Source organism: Streptomyces sp. NPDC086077, from assembly GCF_040686175.1.
Taxonomy (GTDB): domain Bacteria; phylum Actinomycetota; class Actinomycetes; order Streptomycetales; family Streptomycetaceae; genus Streptomyces.
Genome location: NZ_JBFBJT010000008.1, coordinates 81,604 through 102,680, shown reverse-complemented (window position 1 = coordinate 102,680; position 21,077 = coordinate 81,604). Strand labels below are relative to the sequence as shown.

The 21,077-nt window shown below is 72.4% G+C and carries 14 protein-coding genes; 6 read left to right on the top strand and 8 right to left on the bottom strand.

All coding sequences use genetic code 11. The features are described from left to right. A partial coding sequence (locus AB0O67_RS04415) for a hypothetical protein (protein ID WP_365445891.1) occupies nucleotides 1–744 on the top strand: 744 nt, incomplete at its 5' end. Here the strand turns inward: AB0O67_RS04415 and AB0O67_RS04410 are convergent. Next, entirely contained in the window at nucleotides 741–2,714 is a 1,974-nt protein-coding gene (locus AB0O67_RS04410) for a DUF6350 family protein (RefSeq protein ID WP_365445888.1), read from the bottom strand. The two genes, AB0O67_RS04415 and AB0O67_RS04410, sit on opposite strands and share 4 nt — an antisense overlap. A 113-nt stretch (nucleotides 2,715–2,827) precedes the next feature. Between AB0O67_RS04410 and AB0O67_RS04405 the strand changes: the two genes are divergently transcribed. Continuing rightward, nucleotides 2,828–3,991: a helix-turn-helix domain-containing protein gene (locus tag AB0O67_RS04405; RefSeq protein ID WP_365445885.1), complete on the top strand. Its 1,164-nt coding sequence runs from the start codon at nucleotides 2,828–2,830 to the stop codon at nucleotides 3,989–3,991. Nucleotides 3,992–4,109: 118 nt separating this feature from the next. Here AB0O67_RS04405 and sucD read toward each other — a convergent pair whose 3' ends face one another. The 6 genes from sucD to AB0O67_RS04375 form a co-directional block, all read right to left on the bottom strand. Then, nucleotides 4,110–4,994 (bottom strand): succinate--CoA ligase subunit alpha, encoded by an 885-nt coding sequence (gene sucD / locus AB0O67_RS04400; RefSeq protein WP_365445882.1) that lies wholly within the window; start codon nucleotides 4,992–4,994, stop codon nucleotides 4,110–4,112. A 28-nt stretch (nucleotides 4,995–5,022) separates the two neighbouring features. Then, the gene (sucC, locus tag AB0O67_RS04395) at nucleotides 5,023–6,201 is read right to left on the bottom strand and encodes an ADP-forming succinate--CoA ligase subunit beta (RefSeq protein ID WP_365445880.1); all 1,179 of its coding nucleotides are present in this window, start codon (nucleotides 6,199–6,201) and stop codon (nucleotides 5,023–5,025) included. Nucleotides 6,202–7,016: 815 nt separating this feature from the next. After that, a complete protein-coding gene (locus AB0O67_RS04390) occupies nucleotides 7,017–7,298 on the bottom strand; it encodes a hypothetical protein (RefSeq protein ID WP_365445877.1) in 282 nt (93 codons plus the stop codon). 1,156 nt (nucleotides 7,299–8,454) lie between these two features. After that, nucleotides 8,455–9,636, bottom strand: a complete 1,182-nt coding sequence (locus AB0O67_RS04385) for a VWA domain-containing protein (protein WP_365445874.1) — start codon at nucleotides 9,634–9,636, stop codon at nucleotides 8,455–8,457. A 34-nt stretch (nucleotides 9,637–9,670) separates the two neighbouring features. Beyond that, a complete protein-coding gene (locus AB0O67_RS04380) occupies nucleotides 9,671–12,211 on the bottom strand; it encodes a DUF5682 family protein (RefSeq protein ID WP_365445871.1) in 2,541 nt (846 codons plus the stop codon). 90 nt (nucleotides 12,212–12,301) lie between these two features. Then, nucleotides 12,302–13,441: an AAA family ATPase gene (locus tag AB0O67_RS04375; RefSeq protein ID WP_365445868.1), complete on the bottom strand. Its 1,140-nt coding sequence runs from the start codon at nucleotides 13,439–13,441 to the stop codon at nucleotides 12,302–12,304. A 133-nt stretch (nucleotides 13,442–13,574) separates the two neighbouring features. Between AB0O67_RS04375 and AB0O67_RS04370 the strand changes: the two genes are divergently transcribed. Further along, nucleotides 13,575–14,930 carry an SWIM zinc finger family protein gene (locus tag AB0O67_RS04370; RefSeq protein WP_365445865.1) on the top strand — a complete coding sequence of 452 codons (1,356 nt, stop codon included), beginning with the start codon at nucleotides 13,575–13,577 and terminating at the stop codon, nucleotides 14,928–14,930. A gap of 147 nt (nucleotides 14,931–15,077) precedes the next feature. Beyond that, nucleotides 15,078–16,730, top strand: coding sequence for a DUF5691 domain-containing protein (locus AB0O67_RS04365; RefSeq protein WP_365445862.1), 1,653 nt, complete (start codon nucleotides 15,078–15,080; stop codon nucleotides 16,728–16,730). A gap of 422 nt (nucleotides 16,731–17,152) precedes the next feature. Here the strand turns inward: AB0O67_RS04365 and AB0O67_RS04360 are convergent, their stop codons facing one another. Further along, entirely contained in the window at nucleotides 17,153–17,569 is a 417-nt protein-coding gene (locus AB0O67_RS04360) for a cobalamin B12-binding domain-containing protein (protein ID WP_365445859.1), read from the bottom strand. A 658-nt stretch (nucleotides 17,570–18,227) separates the two neighbouring features. Here AB0O67_RS04360 and AB0O67_RS04355 point away from each other — a divergent pair. Both AB0O67_RS04355 and AB0O67_RS04350 read left to right on the top strand, forming a co-directional pair. Then, complete coding sequence (locus AB0O67_RS04355; protein WP_365445856.1) at nucleotides 18,228–19,121, top strand: alpha/beta fold hydrolase; 894 nt, start codon at nucleotides 18,228–18,230, stop codon at nucleotides 19,119–19,121. A 300-nt stretch (nucleotides 19,122–19,421) separates the two neighbouring features. Next, nucleotides 19,422–21,056 (top strand): M23 family metallopeptidase, encoded by a 1,635-nt coding sequence (locus tag AB0O67_RS04350; protein ID WP_365445853.1) that lies wholly within the window; start codon nucleotides 19,422–19,424, stop codon nucleotides 21,054–21,056. The last annotated feature ends 21 nt before the right edge of the window (nucleotides 21,057–21,077 follow it).

Sequence of the window (21,077 nt, the reverse complement as noted above, 5' to 3'; positions counted from 1 at the left end):
GGGGGGGGGGCGGCGGGGGGGGGGGGGGGGGGGGGCGCCCCCCCGGCCCCCCCCCGCGGGCGCCCCCGCCACGCCGGTGGCGGCCGGCAGGGCGGTACGGGCCAGGACGACAACCCGTTCGCACCGCCGCCCGAGGGCGCCAAGGACCGGCCGTGGCAGCCGCGACGGCCGTCGGGCGACAACGGCGACTCCTCGGGCCCGGACGGCTCGCGGGGGGACGGCGGCCGTCCGTCGTGGGGCAGCCAGTGGAGCGACCGGCAGCCCGGCCGTACGCCCGGCGGAGGCTTCGGCGACCGGCCCGGCGGCAACCCCAAGGGCTCCGGCGGCCCGGCGCCGGGCATGCGCTGGGACCCCACGGACCCCGCACAGCGCCGGGCGCGCTACGCGCTGCTCGGAGGCATGTGGGCCTTCTTCTTCGCGCTGTTCAGCTGGACGTACGTGGCACTGCTGCTGGGTGCGCTGGCGCTCTACTGGGGCATCAGCGCCCTGCGCGCCAAGCCGCGGACACCGTCGCCGGACACCCCGGCCGCCGCGACGCCGGCCCGCCCGCAGACCGCGGCGGCGGTGAGCGGCCTGGTCACGGCGTCGCTGGCGATCGCACTCGTCGGCGCCGCCTTCACGGCGCAGCTGGTGTACCGCGACTACTACACATGCACCAGCGACGCCCTCACGAACGAGGCACGGCAGGCGTGCAGCACGCTGCTGCCGGAGCAGCTGCGGAATGTGCTGGGAGCCAACGCCTAGGCGGTTCCTGGGGCTGAGGGGTCGTCGTCCGGTTTCCTGGAGTGCGGCTTCGTGAGGTCGACGGGTGCTGTGATTCCAGGGACGCCGGGGACTCCGGGGTGTCCGGGGACGCCGAGGGCCTTCGCGGGGGCGGGGGCTTCCGGGAAGTCGGGCAGCTCGGCCTGCTCCAGCGCCTCCGTCTTCGCCGAGATCTCGCGCAACGCCGCCCAGCGGGCCTCGCGGGCGGCGTCGTCGTGGGGCCAGGGAGGCGGAGGGCCGAGAGGGAAGGGTCCGTACGCCTCGTATGCGTCGTCCGCCTCGTCCGCGTAGTCCGTCGTGCTCGCGTCGCGCGTGCCGTCCGCGACGGCAAGGGTCTGCGGAGCCAGGGCTTCGCGGTCTTCGGGGGCAGGCACTTCGGAGGCGAGGGCTTCGCGGGCAGGGAATTCCGGCCCAGGGGAATCGAGGGCGAGGAACTCCGGGGCAAGGGCTTCCCGGTCGGGGAACGGCGTGCGTGACGCGGGAACCTGGAGCAGCTCGGGCTCGGTGTCGTCCAGGCCCGTGCCAGCTGCCGTCTTCCTGTCCTGATCCGCCTTCGCGTCCGGGTTCGTTGCCGCCTTCGCCGCGAGCAGCACGCCCGCCGTGAGCCGCTTCCCGCCCTTGGTGGCCGACGCCTCCGCCCGATCCGTGCCGGCCCTCCCCCGGCACCCCCACCACCGCACCACCAGCGCGACCGGCGCCGCCACCACCGTCACCCAGACCAGGGCCGCCAGGCCCACCTGCCACCACACCGGCCCGAACCGGGTCAGCGCGTCCACCCCCAGCGGCCCGCCCGCCAGCCCGGCCAGCAACGCCGACCAAACCCCGCACAGCACCGCCGCCACGCCGGTGCACCCCGCCGTCCGCCCTCGCGACCAGGGCCCGGCGCCGGTTCCCACCTCTGCCCCCGCCCCCACGGCCGCCCGGCCCGTGAACCACCCCACCGTCACCCCGGCCGCCACCGGCACCGCGGCAGCCGCCCAGTGGAGCGGCGTCATGGCGCCCGCACCCGGCACCGCCGCCAGCAGCGGGAACTGCGGCAGGAGCGGCACGGGGTCGGTGGACAGCGGGCCCGCCATGTGTCCGGCGCCCAGTGCGAACCCGGGTCCGAGGGCGTAGGACGCGCCCCACACCGCTGCGTTCGGCACCAGCGCGAGGCACAGCAGCAGTACCGCGAACCGCCCAGACCACCCTTCCGTCAGCTGCGCGAAGGCCACCCGGGCGGCCGGGCCGTGCCACACCAGTGACGCCGCCACCAACAGGGCGCCGCCCCCTACCAGCACCGCCGTCCCGGCCGTCGCCGCCCGCGCCGCCACGCCGAGCCGCTCCCGGTTCCGCGTCCCGACAAGGGCCCGGCGCAGCGGTCCCAGCAGGTTCAGCAGACGGTCCACCGGCCGGCGCGGCTGCCCGTAGGCCGTCCAGACCCCCGCCCCCGCCGCACCCACGGCGACGAGCGGCACGCACACCGCCGTCCACTCCCAGTCCGGCCGCAGCACACCCCCCGCCGAGTACGCCGCGGCCGCGGCCCCGACGGTGAGGTAGCCGAGCACGACCCCGGCCCAGGCCGTACGCCCGGCGACCAGGGGGGCCGGGCCGTCCCCCGCGAAGGCCCCGTCCACCGCGTCCCGGGCCGCCCGGTGCACCAGCCACACCGGCAGGGCGAGCAGCAGCATCGGGGTCAGCCCCACGGGGGCGGGGACGCCGGTGAGGGTGTCGGTGCGGACGAGTTCCGCGCCGTGCGCCAGCAGCCACAGCGCCGCCGCCACGTGCAGCGCGCCTCCCGGACCGCTGTCGGGATACGGCGAACTGATCCACAGCGCCATCACCAGTACGGCGAACGAGCCCAGCCCCAGCCCGGCCGCCACCACTCCACCGAGGAGGCAGGCGGCGAGTCCGGGGGACCGGCGGCGCATCCGGGTGAGCCGGGGAGGGAGCGGCGTTCGGCGGTCGGTCATCAGGATCACGCGGCCATGCTCCCAACGACACGCGCTTTCCCGGCGTAACAGGCGAACCACCGATGTGTCGCTCAATATGTGCTTATGTGTTTTTTCGTACGAAAGGGCGAACTGTGACACAAAGCCCTGCAACTCCGCTTCCCCCGCCCGAGGAGCGCCGACGCCTCCGGGAGGCCGCCTCCCTGACGCAGGCTCAGCTGGCGGCCCGGGTGGGCGTCTCCAAGTCGACGGTGCGTGCGTGGGAGTCCGGTCGCACGACGCCCGACGGCCAGAAGGCGGAGGCGTACGCGCAACTGCTCGCCTCCCTCAAGGACGAGCCGGCACAGCAGGTACGCCAGGCCGACAGGCCGGCCGTCGCGACCGCGGCCGCCGCCACCGCCGTACGAACCGCCGGGCCCACGGCCGACACCGAGCGCCTGCCCCTCCCCGACACCGGCCCTGACCCCCACCCCTCACCCAAACCCGAACCGGCCGCCGAACCCCTGACGCCCGCTCAGGCTTTCGACGCGCTCTACGCGTTCTGTGCGCCCGGCCTCGTCCGGCAGACGTACGTGCTCACCGGGCGGCGCGAACTGGCGCGCGAGTCGGTCGAGCGGGCCTTCCAACTCGCCTGGCAACGCTGGCCCGAGGTGGCCGTCGACCGCGACCCCGCGGGCTGGGTGCGGGCGGCGGCGTACGAGTACGCGCTCTCCCCGTGGCACCGCTACCGCCGCCGCTACCGCCATCCGGAGCCACCACCGGCCGACCTGCGCGACCGCACCCTGATGAACGCCATCCTGCAACTCCCACCGCCCTACCGCCGTACCCTCCTCCTCTACGACGGTGTGGGCCTCGATCTGCCGGAGACCGCGGCGGAGACGGAGGCGACCACCCCGGCGACGGCCAACCGTCTGCTCTACGCGCGCCAGGCCGTCGCCTCCCGGCTGCCCGACCTCGCCGACCCCAGCCACCTGCAGCGGCGGCTCGGCGAACTGGCCACCTCGGAGCGGTTGCGCGCGGCCAGACCCCTCGCGGTCCGCGCCGGCGGGGAGCGCCGGGCGCAGTTCTGGACACGGGCCGCCATCGCCTTCACGGTCACCCTGATCGGCGCGACGGCCTTGACCCTGCGGACGGCTCCGACGCAGTACGAGCCACCGGTTGCCCCCGGTGAGACCGTCCGGGGCGTGCCCCCACGGGCGGCGCCGGGTCCGCTGTCCTACGCGCAGCTGGAGCTGCGGCAGAAGCTGCGGCAGGCCTCGGTGAGCGGGCCGGAGCGGCTGATCCCGGAGGCGAGATGAACAGGTGAGCGCATGCGGAAGGGCCCGCTCCCGCGGCCGGACGGCCGGGGTGCGGGCCCTACTGCTGCACGCCGCGGTGAGGTGCTCCGCGCGCGCCGTGTTCCTGCTGGGCGGCGGGTCAGCCGGCGAGGATCTCGCGGGCCAGCTTCGCGGTCTCGGTCGGGGTCTTGCCGACCTTGACGCCCGCGGCCTCCAGGGCCTCCTTCTTCGCCTGGGCGGTGCCCGACGAACCGGAGACGATGGCGCCCGCGTGGCCCATGGTCTTGCCCTCGGGGGCGGTGAAGCCCGCGACGTAGCCGACGACCGGCTTGGTCACGTTCTCCTTGATGAAGGCCGCGGCCCGCTCCTCGGCGTCGCCGCCGATCTCACCGATCATCACGATCAGGTCGGTGTCGGGGTCGTCCTGGAAGGCGGCCAGCGCGTCGATGTGTGTGGTGCCGATGATCGGGTCACCACCGATGCCGACGGCGGTGGAGAAGCCGATGTCCCGGAGCTCGTACATCATCTGGTACGTCAGCGTGCCGGACTTCGAGACCAGGCCGATACGGCCCGGCTTCGTGATGTCGCCCGGGATGATGCCGACGTTGGACTGGCCCGGGGTGATGATGCCGGGGCAGTTCGGGCCGATGATGCGGGTCTTGTTGCCCTTCTTGCCGGCGTACGCCCAGAACGACGCCGAGTCGTGCACGGCGATGCCCTCGGTGATCACGACGGCCAGCGGGATCTCGGCGTCGATCGCCTCGACGACCGCGTCCTTGGTGAACTTCTCCGGCACGAAGATGACGGAGACGTTCGCGCCGGTCTTCTCGATGGCCTCCTTGACGGTCCCGAAGACGGGTACCTCGGTGCCGTCGAAGTCCACGGACTGACCCGCCTTGCGCGGGTTCACGCCGCCCACGACGTGGGTGCCGTCGCCGAGCATGAGCTTGGTGTGCTTCATGCCGGTGGCGCCGGTCATGCCCTGGACGATGACCTTGCTGTCCTTGTTGAGCCAGATAGCCATGGTGTGTTGGTGTCCTCGTCCTGAGTGCTTACTTGGCGGCGTGGGCCAGCTCGGCGGCCTTGTCGGCCGCCCCGTCCATGGTGTCGACGCGCTGGACCAGCGGGTGGTTGGCGTCGGTGAGGATCTTCCGGCCCAGCTCGGCGTTGTTGCCGTCGAGGCGGACGACGAGCGGCTTGGTGACCTGCTCGCCACGGTCCTCGAGGAGCTTCAGGGCCTGGACGATGCCGTTGGCGACCTCGTCACAGGCGGTGATGCCACCGAAGACGTTGACGAAGACGGACTTGACGTCCGGGTCGCCGAGGATGATCTCCAGACCGTTGGCCATGACCTGGGCGGAGGCGCCACCGCCGATGTCCAGGAAGTTGGCCGGCTTGACGTTGCCGTGCTTCTCACCGGCGTACGCGACGACGTCCAGGGTGCTCATCACGAGACCCGCGCCGTTGCCGATGATGCCGACCTCGCCGTCGAGCTTGACGTAGTTGAGGTTCTTCTCCTTGGCAGCGGCCTCGAGCGGGTTGGCCGCGGCCTTGTCGTGGAGCTCGTCCCAGTCGTGGCGGAACTCGGCGTTGTCGTCCAGCGACACCTTGCCGTCGAGGGCGATGACGTCACCGGAGGCGACCTTGGCCAGCGGGTTCACCTCGACGAGGAGGGCGTCCGACTTGATGAAGGTGTCCCACAGCGTGACGAGGACGTTCACGACCTTGTCGGCGACCTCGGCCGGGAACTTGGCGGCCTCGACGATCTCGCGGGCCTTGGCCTCGTCCACACCGTCGATGGCGTCGATCGCGATCTTGGCGACGGCCTCCGGACGGGTGGCCGCCACCTCCTCGATCTCCATGCCGCCCTCGACGGACGCGATGGAGAGGAAGGTGCGGTTGGCGCGGTCGAGGAGGAAGGAGACGTAGTACTCCTCGAGAATCTCCGGAGCGGTCTCAGCGATCATGACCTTGTGGACCGTGTGGCCCTTGATGTCCATGCCGAGAATGTCCGTCGCGCGGGCGACGGCCTCGTCCGGGGTGGCGGCCAGCTTCACACCACCGGCCTTGCCGCGGCCACCGACCTTCACCTGCGCCTTGACGACGGACTTGCCGCCGAGCCGCTCGGTGATCTCGCGCGCCGCCTCAGGCGTGTCGATGACTTCACCGGCCAGCACCGGTACATCGTGCTTGGCGAAGAGGTCCCTCGCCTGGTACTCGAACAGGTCCACGCGCTTCCGTCCCTATCAGTGATCTCGCGGTTCGTTGGATGCGTGGGCGTGCCGCGAAGGGCAACGTGACGACCGCATGTGTCACAAGGGAAGCGCACACGGTGTCCGAGCGCGCGGCATGTCCGTCTCGCAGGTTATCTCTGCTTGCGGGGGGCCTCTAAATCGCGGGTCACATGTGAGCGGTGATACCTGTCACATGATGCCGGAATTGCTGGCACGGGGTGCCGCGGGATGCCGTGGAGTGCAACGGGGCGCCCTGGGGGGAGCGGGTGGGGTGGTGGGGTGAACGCCCTGGAAACGCCCAGAGCCTCACCGGGCTGGGGTTGACCCGGTGAGGCCCCTTGAGCCGCCCCGATGAGGGACCCGACGGTCCCTCGCGGAGGCTTCGGTCCGGCGGTCCCCACCCCAATGGGGACCGCCGGACCCCGTCCGCAGGACTTCCGTCCGGGCGAGCCGACGGTTTCGGCCGCCCGCGCCGGGTGCCTGCGGGGTCAGTTCGCACGCCTGGGGGGCGTGCAGGTTCTGGGTGCGCGCGAGACGCGCCTTGCGAGTCAGGCACGGCGTGCGCCACCTCGACGGGGCCTCTGGAGGTCCTGGATGCCTTGGATGCCTTGGATGCCTTGGATGCCCTGGATGTCCTGACGCCCGGGATGCCCTGGATGCCCTGGACGTGGCTGTGAGCGTCGCTCTCCACGTGGCCCGGCGCGAACGGCCCGATGACGGCCCCGCCCCGGCGCCGTGCCGGCGTCGTGCCACGCACGACGGGGGCGGCGACCTCGTTGGCCACGGCACCGCGAGGGGGCCCGGGGCCTTCCCTAGCCGGGGAGGACGAGGATGTCCCGGTGCCGGTCCCGCGTCCCGTCCGCCTCGACGCGCTCGACCGTACGCGGCACCAGCAACAACGGCATCCGCCGACTCACCGTCACCGCGTGCGCGTCACCATGCCGGGGCGAACCGCTGTCCGCCGACGACCGACTGCCCAGCACCCCATGACCACCACCGGCCGGCGCCGGACGCACGGGCGCGTACCGCGCCTCGCCGTCCGCACGCTGCCGGACCCCGCCCCGGTCCGCGGCGGGAACACCATCGGAGGCCACGCCGAGATCCGGCCCGTGAGCACCTACGGCTCTTGCCATAGGTGCCCGCCCCTCCGGACCCACGTCATGAGCGGCCGAGCCCCGGCGGCCACCGGGCCACGCGGTCCCCGCGTCGGGGAGAGGCAAGGTCCGCCCCGGAAACACGGAGACGCCCGGCGGCTCGAACGCCACGGGCAGCCCAGGGATCCCGGGATTCACGGGAAGGAAGGGAAGATTGCGAACGTCGGGGAGGTTGGGCAGCCCGGAAACTCCGGGGAGCCCCGGAAGGCGAGGCGGGCCGGGCACAGCCACGTCAGACACGCCAGGCACGCCAGACATGCCAGGAAAATGGGGCACGTGAGGCAGAGGCGCGTGAGGCAGATGAGGCATGTCGGGCAGAAGAGGCCCGTGAGGCAGACCAGGCTCGCGAGGCACACGAGGCTCGTGAGGCCGCGCAGGCAAGCCATCCGCCCCGGGCCGCGACGGCGACTCCAGCCGCGAAGGCAACCCGGACGACGCCGACCCCCCACCCCCGGCCCCCGCAGACCGACCAGTCACCGCCTCCAGGGCTTCCCCGACCGACCGCACGGCCCGCTCCCCCACGGACCGCCCAACACCCTCGGCTCCAGGAGGCGCGACACCCTCGACCGCGCGTCGCGCAACGCCCTCAACCACAGGCTGGACAACCGCCCGTCCGACCGAACCGACCACCCCGCCCCGTGAACCACCTGCCCGGCCCTCACCACCGGCCCGCCCACCCGGCTCCACAGCCACCGGCGCGACCACCCGCGCCAAGGCCCCAGAGCCCGGCACCCCTTCAGCCGCGTCCGCCGGCTCCGCGCACAGCACCGCCAGCGCGAACAGCCCACCCACCAGCAGGACCAGGGGCAACGCACGCCGCCGCGCCGCCCCGCGCACCACACGCGGGACGGCGCCGGACCGTGCGGTTGACCAGATCAAGAGGGGGAGGATCCTCCCGTGCGGCGGAACAAGTCACGCATCGACGGCTACGCATCAACGACTACGCGGTACGGGCAAGCGGAGCCACCGCACCGCTGATGAGACGTCGATACTTGCACGTGACGCCCGAGGTTACGCAAGCCCCGCGTTACCGATGGGTAGTCATATCCCCTTTCGACATGCCTCACCCGTTCCCGCCGGTTCCTCCCCCTCGTCGTCACGTGTTGTCCGGTATCGGCAGCGGACGCTTCTCGATCGCCGCCGCCATCACCTCCGGGAACAGATCCGGCGTACAGGCGAAGGCCGGCGCCCCGAGCGCCGCCAGTGCGGTCGCGTGCTCCCGGTCGTACGCGGGCGCCCCCTCGTCGGACAGCGCTAGCAGCGTCACGAACTGCGCCCCCGCCCCCTTCATCGCCGCCACTCGCTTCAGCATCTCGTTCCGGATCCCCCCTTCGTAGAGGTCGCTGATCAGCACGACCACCGTCTCCGTGGGCCGGGTGATCTGAGACTGGCAGTACGCAAGCGCCCGGTTGATGTCGGTGCCGCCGCCGAGCTGCGTGCCGAAGAGCACGTCCACCGGGTCGTCAAGCTGGTCGGTGAGGTCGACGACCGCGGTGTCGAACACCACGAGTCGCGTGTTGATCGTCCGCATGGAGGCGAGCACCGCTCCGAACACCGACGCGTACACCACCGAAGCCGCCATGGATCCCGACTGATCGATACAGAGGATGACCTCCTTCTTGACTGACTGGGACGCCCGCCCGTATCCGATCAGCCGCTCCGGGACGACCGTTCTGTACTCGGGCAGGTAGTGCTTGAGGTTGGCCGCGATCGTGCGGTTCCAGTCGATGTCGTGGTGGCGCGGCCGGCTGATCCGCGCGCTGCGGTCGAGCGCCCCGCTGAGGGTGGCCCTCGTGCGGGTGGCGAGCCGCTTCTCCAGGTCCTCGACGACCTTGCGTACGACGGCCCGTGCCGTCTCCTTCGTCGTCTCCGGCATCGCCTTGTTCAGCGACAGCAGCGTGCCGACGAGATGCACGTCGGCCTCCACGGCCTCCAGCATCTCCGGCTCCAGCAACAGCGCGGACAGCCCGAGCCGGTCGATGGCGTCCCGCTGCATGATCTGCACGACGGACGACGGGAAGTACGTCCGGATGTCCCCGAGCCAGCGCGCCACGGACGGCGCGGATGCCCTCAGCCCCGCCGAACGCTCCTTGCCCGTCTGCGGCTTGTCCCCCTTTCCGTAAAGCGAACTCAGTGCCCCGTCCATCGCGGCGTCCCGCGCACCGAGCGCACACCCGGTCCCGTCCGCCGCGTCACCGCCCAGCACCAGCCGCCACCGCCGCAACCGCTCCCGCCCGGCGTCGTCCAACTCCACCCCCACCAGGGCTTCCGCAGTCATCCGGCCTCCTCCCCTCGCACCCCATGGCTCCCGGTCATCGCGCCACCCCCACCAATGCCGCGCCGTCCTCGTCTCCCGCCCCTTCGTCCAGCCCCAGCAGCAACCGCACCACCGGCAGCACGGCATCGGCCCGCTCGGTGTGGAGGTCCGTGCCGAAGCCCGGTATCCCCGGCCCCTGCGCCTTCGTGCTCCCGCGTCGCCCCGGCCCTCGCCGCACCAACTCGCCCAGAGTTCTGCGGACCCCCGGCTCGTACGCCGAGAAGGTGCGCCGCAGCAGCGGCAGTACGTCCGTGAACGCCTCCGCCGGCACCCCGGTCAGCCAGCCGTCGACCAGCCCCAGCAACCGCTCGTCGTGCACCAGCAGCATCCCGCCGCCGCCCCCGCCGACGAACCCCTCGATCCACGCGGCCGCGTCCCCCGGCGGCGTCCCCGAAGACAGCACCAGCCCCATAAGCCGCGCCGCCTCTTCCTGCGCCAGCTCCCCGTCGTCCAGCAACAGCCGCACCGCGCGCCCCCGTATCACGCCCGGCACGGTGTCCCGCGCGGAAAGCACCCGCAGCGCCGCGTGCCAACGGCCCCGCAGGTCACCGTGTCCCGCTGCCGGAGCCTCGCCGAGCAACCCCACCGCCGTGTGCACCGCGTCCACATGACGCCGCATCTCCTCGGCCGCGTCCGTGTCGAGCGCGGCACAGGCCGACGGCAGCCCGACGAAGATCCGCTCGGCGAGGCCCGCGGCGACCTCGGCGAGAGAACCGGTGTCCGTGCCCCGCACGTCGCCATAGCGCAGTGAGCGAACCAGCGCCGGCAGCGCCTGCGCGAGATGGCCGACGTCGGTGTCCAGCGCCGCCCGGTCCGCGAGGATCCGCATCACCACCGGGAGCGCCTGCGGCAGTTCGGCCAGCAGACAGCGCTCGGCGAGTCCGGTGACCTCGGCGAGGCCCTGTGCCGTCGTGGCCTCGCTCTCCGCCTTGGCGGTCGCGGCGGCCGACACGGTCGTCCCCCACACCCCCGCCTCGGCCACCCGCACCGACAGCTCCGGCTCCCAGCGCAGCCGCCAGGTCTCCCGGAACGTCCCCGTACTGCCCCGCGACATCGCCGGCTCGCCCCACGCCACGCCCAGCAGCCGCAGCCGATGCAGCAGCCGGCTGCGCCCGGCATCGGTCTCCTTGCGCAGATCGAGCTCCAGCTCCCGCTCCAGCGCCTCCGGCTTCAGCCGCAACCGCCGTTGCAGCCGGGCAAGGTCCCGCTGCAACGGCACCGCCGGCGCCGCCTCCGGCACCTCCCCCAGGACATCCCCCACCACCAGGCGGTCTTGCACCAGCACCAGCGGCACGTCCGATCCCTCGCACATCACCGCCCGCACGGCGTCCGTGGTCTCACCGAGCCCGGCCAGCGGGCGCCCGCGCATCGCGGCGAGCGTCTCGGCCAGCCGCACCGCCTCGATGACGTGCGCCGAGGAGACACTCCGGTCCTCGGCCCGCAGCAGCCCCGCGACCTTGGTCATCCACCGCTCGACGGGCCGGTCCGGAGCCGAGAACAGGTGCCCGTACCACCCCGGTGAATCGATCCCCGCGCCGTACCCGCTCGCCCTGGCGAGCCGGCGATTCGTCCACGGCACCCACGTCATGTCGACCTTGACCTTGGGCAGCCCCTTCACCAGCGCGCGGTCGGCCGCGACCGTGACCTTCTGACGCAGCGCGGGGACGTGCCACGCCCCGCACACGACAGCGACTCCCCCCTCGAACTCCCGCTGTGCCGCCCGCATCTGGAGCCGCATGTACGCCTCGCGCACGAGGTCCCGGTCGTGTCCCCCGCTCCCGTACACCTCCCGCAGCGCCCCCATCGCCTCCTCGACCACGGCGAACGGAGCGAACGCGTCCCCCGCGCCGAGCCCCCGATGCTCGACGACGTCCTCGCACCAACGCTCGGCATCGTCATAACCAGCCGCCTCGGCGAGCACACCGAGCGGGTCGATCCGCACATCCGCCTGAGCGTCGACGTCGGGACAGGCTGCCTGGGCATCGGTGTCCGCGTCCGCATAGATGCCGTCGTCACCGTCGGTACCGGCCTCGGCAAGGGCGCCGACGTCAGCGGCTGTCCCGGCGACAGCGTCATCGGGATCGGTGCCAGTGGCAGCCCCGGTGTCGGTGGCAGCTCCGGCATCACCGCCCCCACCGCCTCCGACCCCGGCCGACTCCCTCTCCGGCCCGCTCCCCCACACCAGCGTGTGCGTGGCCGGCAGATCGATGAAGCGGGCCGGAACGTCGTGGTCCAGGGCCCACCGGATCGCGACCCACTCCGGGGAGAACTCGGCCAGCGGCCAGAAGGCCGAACGGCCGGGCTCGTCCACGGCATGGGCCAGCAGGGCGACCGGCGGCCGCATGTCCTCGTCGCCGGCCAGCTCGACCAGCGCGTCGGCCTCGGGCGGACCCTCGATCAGCACCACCCGCGGCCGGGCCGCGTCTAGCGCCGCCCGCACCGCCCGAGCCGACCCCGGCCCGTGATGCCGTACGCCGAGCAGCAGCGGTTCAGGTCCCCTCCGTCCGCTGCTTGCGGCGTCCTCAACGCCCGTCACGCCGTCCCCCTCGCCTGCGAGGCCACCCCAGGTCGTCGTCGCCCACGGCGCCGACCCTCTTCACGCCCGCTACGCCCCACCCCGTGACGCTCATGCGCTCACCTCACGGCAGGCCCGGTAGAAGTCCTTCCAGCCGTCCCGCTCGCGCACGACCGCCTCCAGGTACTCCTGCCAGACCACCCGGTCCGCCGCCGGGTCCCGTACGACCGCGCCGAGAATGCCCGCGGCGACATCGCTCGGCCGCAGGACGCCGTCCCCGAAGTGGGCGGCGAGCGCGAGGCCGTTGGTGACGACGGAGATCGCCTCCGCGGTGGACAAGGTGCCGCTGGGTGACTTCACCTTCGTACGGCCGTCGGCCGTGATGCCGTCCCGCAGCTCACGGAAGACCGTCACCACACGCCGGATCTCGTCGACGCCGTCCGGCACGGCCGGCAGGTCGAGGGACCGGCCGAGCTGGTCCACGCGGCGCGAGACGATGTCGACCTCGGCCTCGACGCTGTCCGGCAGTGGCAGCACCACGGTGCTGAAGCGGCGGCGCAGCGCACTGGACAGTTCGTTGACGCCGCGGTCACGGTCGTTGGCCGTGGCGATCAGGTTGAAGCCGCGGACGGCCTGCACCTCCTGCCCCAGCTCCGGTATCGGCAGCGTCTTCTCCGACAGGATCGTGATGAGCGTGTCCTGCACATCGGCCGGGATCCGGGTCAGCTCCTCGACCCGGGCGGTCATCCCCTCTGCCATGGCCCGCATGACGGGGCTGGGCACCAGGGCGTCCCGGCTCGGGCCGTGGGCGAGCAGCTGCGCGTAGTTCCAGCCGTACCGGATCGCCTCCTCCGGTGTGCCGGCGGTGCCCTGCACCAACAGGGTCGAGTCGCCGCTGACCGCCGCGGCCAGGTGCTCGGAGACCCAGGTCTTCGCGGTGCCGGGCACGCCGAGCAGAAGCAGGGCACGGTCGGTGGCGAGCGTGGTGACGGCGACCTCGACGATACGACGCGGTCCCACGTACTTCGGTGTGATCACTGTGCCGTCGGGCAGGGTGCCGCCCAGCAGGTACGTGGCGACGGCCCACGGTGACAGCTTCCAGCGGGCCGGGCGCGGCCGGTCGTCCTGCGCGGCCAGCGCCGCGAGTTCCCCCGCGAAGGCGTCCTCGGCATGCGGCCGCAGCGCCTCCGCCTCCTGCTCGGGCGTGGTCTCGGTCAGCTCGACGGATGTCGTTTCCACGGACACAGGCATGGCTGAGTCCCCCTCCAGCTCGGCCGGTTCGGATCTGGCACCCACGTTGCACCACGCCACTGACAATCCGTTCTGACCTGCACATACGCGCTCGCAGGGCTGATTGTCAGTGGTGGGATCTACCTTCGATGACATGACTCAGCAGGGGGTGCGCTGGACTGCGGATCAGGTGCTGGCACTGGCGCCTGACGCCACGTCACGCAAGGCGGGAAGCAAACTCGGAGCGGCCGGGCCGTGGTCCGGGACGGGGAGCTCCGACGAGGGGACGGTATGGGGACTGTGCAAGGGCAGTGGCAGCAAGCCGTACCAGACGATCATCGACATCGCGGACGCGTCCGGCCCCGCGTACAAGTGCAGTTGTCCGAGCCGCAAGTTCCCGTGCAAGCACGCGCTCGGACTGCTGCTGCTCTGGTCGGGCGACGACGACGCAGTGCCGCCCGGCCAGGTGCCGGACTGGGCGGAGCAGTGGATCGCGGGCAGACGGCAGCGCGCCGCGGAGAAGCGGACGACGGGCCCTGCGGGTTCACCGGCCGCCACCGCTGATCCGGAGGCCGCGCGGCGCCGGGCCGAACGCCGCGCCGAGCGGATCACGGCCGGCGCGACGGAGCTGGAGCAGCGGCTGTCGGACCTGCTGCGCGGCGGCCTGGCGGCTGCCGAGCAGGCGGGGTACGGGCTGTGGGAGGAGACGGCGGCTCGCATGGTCGACGCCCAGGCACCCGGACTGGCAGCTCGGGTACGGGAGTTGGGGGCGATCCCGGCGTCGGGAGCGGGCTGGCCGGTGCGGTTGCTGGAGGAGTGCGCGCTCCTCCACCTCCTCGACCAGGGCTGGCTGCGTCGCGACCGGCTGCCGCAGGCCCTGGCGGCGACGGTGCGATCCCGGATCGGCCTGCCCGCGTCGGCGGACGGCCCGCCGGTGCGCGACCGCTGGCTGGTCCTCGCCCAGTACGACACGGCGGACGCACGACTGACGACGCGCCGGATCTGGTTGTACGGCGCCGACTCGGACCGCACGGCCCTTCTCCTTTCTTATGGCGCGGCCGGCCGGGCTCCGGAGCTCGCCCTGCCGGTCGGCCTGGCCCTGGAGGCGGAGGTGTCCGCCTACCCGGGGGCGAGCCAGGCGCGGGCGGCCCTCGGCGAACAGTTCGCACCGCCGGCCCCGGCGGCGATACGCCCCCGGGGCACGACGACCACCCAAGCCGCCGCCCGCTACGGCGAGGCTCTCCGCGCCGACCCGTGGCTCGACTCGGTTCCGGTGACCCTGGAGCGGGTGATACCGACCCCGGACGGCGACTCCTGGCAACTGGCGGACGCCGACGAGGACGCGGCGCTGCCGCTCACCCCGGTCGCCCGCTCCCGTTCCGGCCTCTGGCGCCTCGTCGCCCTCTCGGGCGGCGCGCCCGTCAAGGTCTTCGGCGAGTGCGGACACCAGGGCTTCACCCCGCTGACGGCCTGGCCGCAGGGCGTGGGAGCGGCGGTACCGCTGTGCTGACCCTCCTTTCCCCCACCACGAGACCGCAGACCGACGAGCCGAAGGCAGTCCCGCGAAACCGAAGAGGCCGACGTCCCCCGAAAGGACTCGCGTGACACCCATGGGACCGAAACCGAAAGGACTCTCGTGAACAGGACCGTGACTCCTGTGGATTCGCCCACCCCGGACTCCACCGCCGGCCACGGGCACGCGGGCGCCCCCGTCTGGGAGGACCTGGTCACCACCGCCCTGCTCGGCACGGACCGCCGCACACCCCCGCCCTCGGCCTCCGCGCCGGACCGCGAAGCACCGGTGGCCCTGCTGGACGCCGCCGCCGCCGAGACCGTACGGCGCCGGGCCGGCCTGCGTGCCGCACGGTCGGCGACCCGGCCGGAAAGGGCCCCGGAGGACCCGCGCCGGCCGCTCCCCGTCGCCGCCGCCCGCAGACTCGCCCTGCTGCTGGCCGACCGTCCTGGCGTGTCCGGCGGAGGCCGCAGAGGCACGGCTCCTGATCTCATGGAGCTGTTGCCCCAGTGGCTCGCACTGGCCAACGCCCACCACTACGCGGCACCTCCGGAAGCGCTGCCAGCCCTTCTGGACGCGGCCCGCGGCCGTACGGACCTGCGTCCCGCCGCCCTGACCTTCGCGGGCCCGCGCGCCCTGTGGCTGGCCCGCCTCAACCAGGAGTGGCGCTTCGCCCTGCGAGCGACCCCAGGCGGAGGCACGACACTGCCGCACCTGGAAGACGCGGAGAAGGTGCGACAGCTCTGGCAGGAGGGGCTGTTCGCGGAACGGGTCTCGCTCCTGGGCGCACTGCGCGCCCATGCACCCGCCACCGCAAGGGAACTGGTCGCGTCGACCTGGGCGACGGAGCGGGCCGAGGACCGCCTGATGTTCCTCGACTCCCTCCGTAAGAACCTCACCGCCGAGGACGAGCCGTTCCTGGAGCAGGCCCTGGCCGACCGCAGCCGCAACGTACGGGCCACCGCGGCGGAGCTGCTCTCCGCGCTGCCCGGCTCGGCGCTCGCCGCGCGGATGGCGGTCCGGGCCGGCGCGTGCGTGGCCGTGGACCACACAGCCATGGACCAGGCCGGGGGCACGCCGACCCTCACCGTCGAGGCGCCGCACGAATGCGACGCGAGCATGGAGCGGGACGGCGTGATCGCCAAGGCGCCGACGGGCCGCGGTGAACGCTCCTGGTGGTTCGGCCAGTTGGTGGAGGCGGCACCGCTCGCGACCTGGCAGGACCGGCTGGGCGGTCGGACGCCCGAAGAGATCGTCGGACTCACGGTGGCCGACGACTGGCAGTCCGAACTGCACGCCGCGTGGTGCCGGGCGGCGGTCAGACAGCGCGATGCCGACTGGTCGCGCGCCCTGCTCGGCACGCCCTCGGCACCGGAGGCCGGCGGCCCCGGCGCGGTCTCGCTGGCCGAGCGGGCCAAGCTGCTGGACACGCTGGAGGCCGGGGAGCGGGCCGAGTGGGTCGCGGGATTCATCGCCACGCACGGCCTGTCCGAGGCGTTCCAACTGCTGGGCGTCTGTGCGGTGCCGTGGTCCGCGCCCCTGGGACGGGCGGTCGTCGACGCCCTCGACATCGCGCGGGACGCGGGAAGTTACCCGTGGAGCTTCAGCGGGGTGATGGGCCTGGCGGAACGCTGCCTCGACCCGTCCGAGGCCAACCGCCTCGACGGCCTCCTGGCGATACCCGAGGAACCGGAGAACGCGTCACCGGGAGCTGGCGGCTACTGGGCCGAGGCCTTCCAGCGTCTGGTCACGACCCTGCGCCTCCGGGCGACGCTGGCCGAGGAGCTGAATCCCTGACGGAAACGGATCAAGGAATGGGCAACGGGGCCGCCGCCTGACGAAAGTGGGGCGCGGCCCGAGCCCGGGGGCTGAACCTGGAAGGGAAGCGGATCGCGACACCGGCCCAAGGGCTGGCCCCGGACGCAAACAGATCAAGGACGCCGCCCTCGAAACAGATCCCCGCCCAAGGGCGAACGCAAGGCGCCAGGCGCTGCCCCTGCCCCACCACCCGAACGGACCACGCATTGAGGGCCTCGCCTGCCCCCGGTCCCTACGCCCACCACAGGAACGGACCACACACCGGGCCGCAGGCCACCCCCATCACCCGAATGGAGCAACGGGCCAGGACCTCGCCTCAGCCGCCCCGGAACTCAGCCGCCCCAGCGGGCCGGCGGAGCACGGCGCGCAAGCACGCCACCCCCGCCTCACCAGCGCAGACCTCACGCCTCCGCGGGCTGACGCACGTTCGCCCGGACCCACTCCACGATCGACGTGGTCGTCGCCCCCGGCGTGAAGATCTCGGCGACACCCTTCTCCTTCAGCGGGGCGATGTCCCCCTCGGGAATGATCCCGCCGCCGAAGACCAGGATGTCCTCCGCCTCACGCTCCCTGAGGAGGGCGATGACGGCGGCGAAGAGCGTGTTGTGCGCCCCGGACAGGATCGACAGCCCGATGGCGTCGGCGTCCTCCTGGATAGCGGTGTCGACGATCTGCTCGGGCGTCTGGTGGAGACCGGTGTAGATGACCTCCATACCGGCGTCCCGCAACGCCCGCGCGATCACCTTCGCCCCGCGATCGTGGCCGTCGAGCCCCGGCTTGGCCACCACCACTCGGATCGGACCGGCTGCCACACCCATCACTGCCTCCATGAAGCGAATACATCCATCCGTACCGACAAGTACCGCACAGATCCCTCATGCCCGTACGCGTGGCGCGCCACCCGCGCCCACGGCCCCGGCACGCTCGCCGGGCCGCACCTCCACCGAGGAAGTGAACGAACGTTATCGCTAGCAGCCCATCACCGGCAGTTTTACGATGTGGACCGAGGGGGAAATCACATAGTGGGACACATTCGCACGCGCGGAGTCCCAGGGACCCCGCGCAACGGGAGCCGCAACGAGCGCCCCACCCCCGCGCCGCGAGCCGCGCGCCGCGGACGGTGAGGCACATCGACGCAGGTACGAAGGGCATGATCGGCACGTAGCGCAGGCCACACGATCCATCACCGAAATCCCATTCAGCCTCACAGCACACATGAGGCCTCACTCAAGGACACAGCTCAGAACAACAGCGGACAGGCGCAGCGACCGCACACAGCGCGACCGACCGCGCCGGACCACCCGCAGCGGAACCTGCACACCCCGTACCACCCCCGCACCAACCCGTACCCAGCGCACATCCCGAATCACCCAGCGCTCCGCGCAACCCTTCGCGCCCCGTCGATCCTCCACCGCGACTCCCACGGACGCACACGACGGACAGAGACGTCCCCCGTGTGCCGACGGGAGGTCGGCCATGAAGGTCACGCAGGTCACCAGGGCTCTGCAGCCCTTTGAACCGCTCTACCGCCAGCTGCTCCCGATCCCGGGCAGCCTCGCGGGACTGTCAATGGCCCTTCTGAAAGCCACCGCCCTGGAGATCGCGATCCTGGCCGGGCACCTGATCCTCTACCCCTCCGGCATCATCCAGGAGCGTCGCGCGCCGGCCACCCGGCTCCCGCTCCAAGAGGGCGCCGCGCAGCTCCCCACCAAGAGCAAGCCCCCGGTCGTCCTGCTGCACGGCTTCATCGACAACCGTTCGGTCTTCCTGCTCCTGCGCCGCTCCCTGGCCCAGCACGGCAGGCAGCAGATCGTCTCCCTGAACTACTCCCCGCTGACCTGCGACATCCGCACGGCCGCCAAGCTGCTCGGCCGGCACATAGAGGAAATCTGCGAACGCACGGACAGCGTCCAGGTGGACATCGTGGGCCACAGCCTCGGCGGGCTGATCGCGCGCTACTACGTGCAGCGACTCGCCGGTGACACCCGCGTCCGCACCCTTGTCACGCTCGGTACGCCGCACTCCGGCACGCGGGTCGCGCCGCTGGCGAACGCACACCCCATTGTGCGCCAGATGCGCCCCGGCTCCGGCGTCCTCGACGAGCTGGCGCTGCCGACGCCCGGCTGCCGTACGCGGTTCGTGAGCTTCTGGAGCGACCTGGACCATCTGATGGACCCGCTGGAGGCGGCCTGCCTGGAGCATCCCGACCTGCTCTCGCAGAACGTCCGGGTCACCGGCATCGGCCACCTCGCGCTCCCCGTGCACCCCGCCGTCGCGTCCGGCATACGCCAGGCCCTCGACGGGACGTACCACGGCACCTCGGAGGACGCCCAGCCCACCGCCCACGACGGCGGTCTCACCGTGGCCTGACCATCCGCCGCCGGTCTCCGCCCAGTTGCCCGCGCGCCACTCATCGGCTTCGGCCGGCCATGCCCCGGCCACCTGACCACTGCGGGCGAACACAGCCAACTCAGCGCCTCGGCACAGCCATCGACATCGAACAATCTTCGAACACAGCCCCAAAGCCGTGCCCGCGGTCCCCCGAAACACGGCCGAATGCCCGTTTCCTGCGCGCGCGAAACCTGCAGAAGATTGTCGTGCCCGCGTACCGCCGGGTACAGTCGCCGCACTGCTCTGCCAGCCCCTGTTGTCGAGGCGAAAGAGAAGTTGGTGAACGACCGTCACCCGTCGGGGTCCATGACCACCCCGGCCCCGGCTTCCGAAGCCGCCTCGGCGCACTACGCGCCGTACGGCACCCAGGAAGCCCAGTACGGCGACTTCACCACATATGCCGCCTATCCCGCCAACGGATTTGACACCGGTGGCCACCCCGCTCCGAACGCCCCGACCGCCACCACGACCTTCGAGGCCGACCCCCTGTTCGGCGACCTCGCGGGAAGCGGTCACGGCACCGGCGCCCACGACGCCTCCCAGTGGCCCACCGGCGGCCATCACACGGTCACCTACGACCCGTACGCGGCAGAGCACCAGGCCGCCTACGACACCGGCGCCTACGACGCGACCACCTGGGCCGGCGGCGACCACCAACTCCCCCTCATCCCTCCGCAAGCCGGCTCGGTCGACGCCAGCGGTCAGTGGGACGCGAGCGCGTGGCTACAGCCCGAGCAAGGCGGCCCGGCCGACCGGACCCAGCAGTGGCAATGGGGCACGCAGGTCTTCGACACCGGCGCCTACGACGCCACGCAGTGGAACTCCGACGGCGGCCAGGCCAGCACCGGTCAGCCCCCTGAGAACTACGAGCAGCACACCGAGGCCTTCCACCACCAGGCCGAGTCGTTCCCCCGGCAGGCCGGATCGTTCGACCAGCACACCGGCGAATTCGACCAGCACACCGGCGAGTTCACCGAGCAGAACAACGACTTCGACCAGAGCGCCGTGCCCTTCGACCAGCTGGCGACAGCGACGTTCGAGCAGGTCGACCTCGGTGAAGCCGGCCACGGCGATCCCGACAGCTGTGGCGAGACGTCCGCGCCCCCCGTCCTCCTCGACGACCAGGAGGAGGTCACCCCCGTCCCGGGCGGCCGGGCGGCCGGGCGCAGCGGCTCCCGCTCCCGTCGCCGCACGCCCGCCAAGCGGTCCGCGCTGCTGACCGTCGCCGTGCCCTCGGCGTGTGTGATGGGCGTGGCGGGTATCGCCGCCGCCTCCGTAGGCACCTTCACCGGGGACGAGCAGGACGCCACCACGACGACGGCCGCGGACGCCCAGGCGGTGAAACCATCCGCCGCCAACAACCAGCTGGACACCCAGCTCACGAGCCTCACCGCTGAGGCGGACGACTTCGGCGACCGCGTCAGCCGCACGCAGGAGCGCATCGACCTCAAGGCGCAGCAGGCGGCCGAGAAGAAGCGGGCGGCGGAGGAGGCGGCCCGCAAGGAGCGGCTGCGCCCGAAGTTCGCACTGCCGGTCGCGCAGCACGGGCTCAGCGCCTACTACGGCCAGTCCGGCATCAACTGGATGTCCGTGCACACCGGCATCGATTTCCCCGTCGCGTACGGCACGACGGTGATGGCCGCGACGGACGGCACGGTCCGTACGGAGTACAACAGCGCGTACGGCAACATGATGATCGTGACGGCGATGGACGGCACGGAGACGTGGTACTGCCACCTCTCCAGCTACCAGGTCGCCTCCGGTACGACCGTCAAGGCCGGCGACGCGATCGCGTACTCCGGCAACTCCGGCAACTCGACCGGTCCGCACCTGCACTTCGAGGTGCGCCCCGGGGGCGGCGCGGCGATCGACCCGCTGTCCTGGCTGCGCAGCCACGGGATCGACCCCTCGTAACGCGCCCCGCGCGGACGGGCG

What these genes read in the sequence shown, in the direction of transcription:
- AB0O67_RS04410 (WP_365445888.1), bottom strand. Translation starts at nt 2,714, where the DNA reads ATGACCGACCGCCGAACGCCGCTCCCTCCCCGGCTCACCCGGATGCGC.
- sucD (WP_365445882.1), bottom strand. Translation starts at nt 4,994, where the DNA reads ATGGCTATCTGGCTCAACAAGGACAGCAAGGTCATCGTCCAGGGCATG.
- AB0O67_RS04385 (WP_365445874.1), bottom strand. Translation starts at nt 9,636, where the DNA reads ATGACTGCGGAAGCCCTGGTGGGGGTGGAGTTGGACGACGCCGGGCGG.
- AB0O67_RS04375 (WP_365445868.1), bottom strand. Translation starts at nt 13,441, where the DNA reads ATGCCTGTGTCCGTGGAAACGACATCCGTCGAGCTGACCGAGACCACG.
- AB0O67_RS04370 (WP_365445865.1), top strand. Translation starts at nt 13,575, where the DNA reads ATGACTCAGCAGGGGGTGCGCTGGACTGCGGATCAGGTGCTGGCACTG.
- AB0O67_RS04360 (WP_365445859.1), bottom strand. Translation starts at nt 17,569, where the DNA reads ATGGGTGTGGCAGCCGGTCCGATCCGAGTGGTGGTGGCCAAGCCGGGG.
- AB0O67_RS04355 (WP_365445856.1), top strand. Translation starts at nt 18,228, where the DNA reads ATGAAGGTCACGCAGGTCACCAGGGCTCTGCAGCCCTTTGAACCGCTC.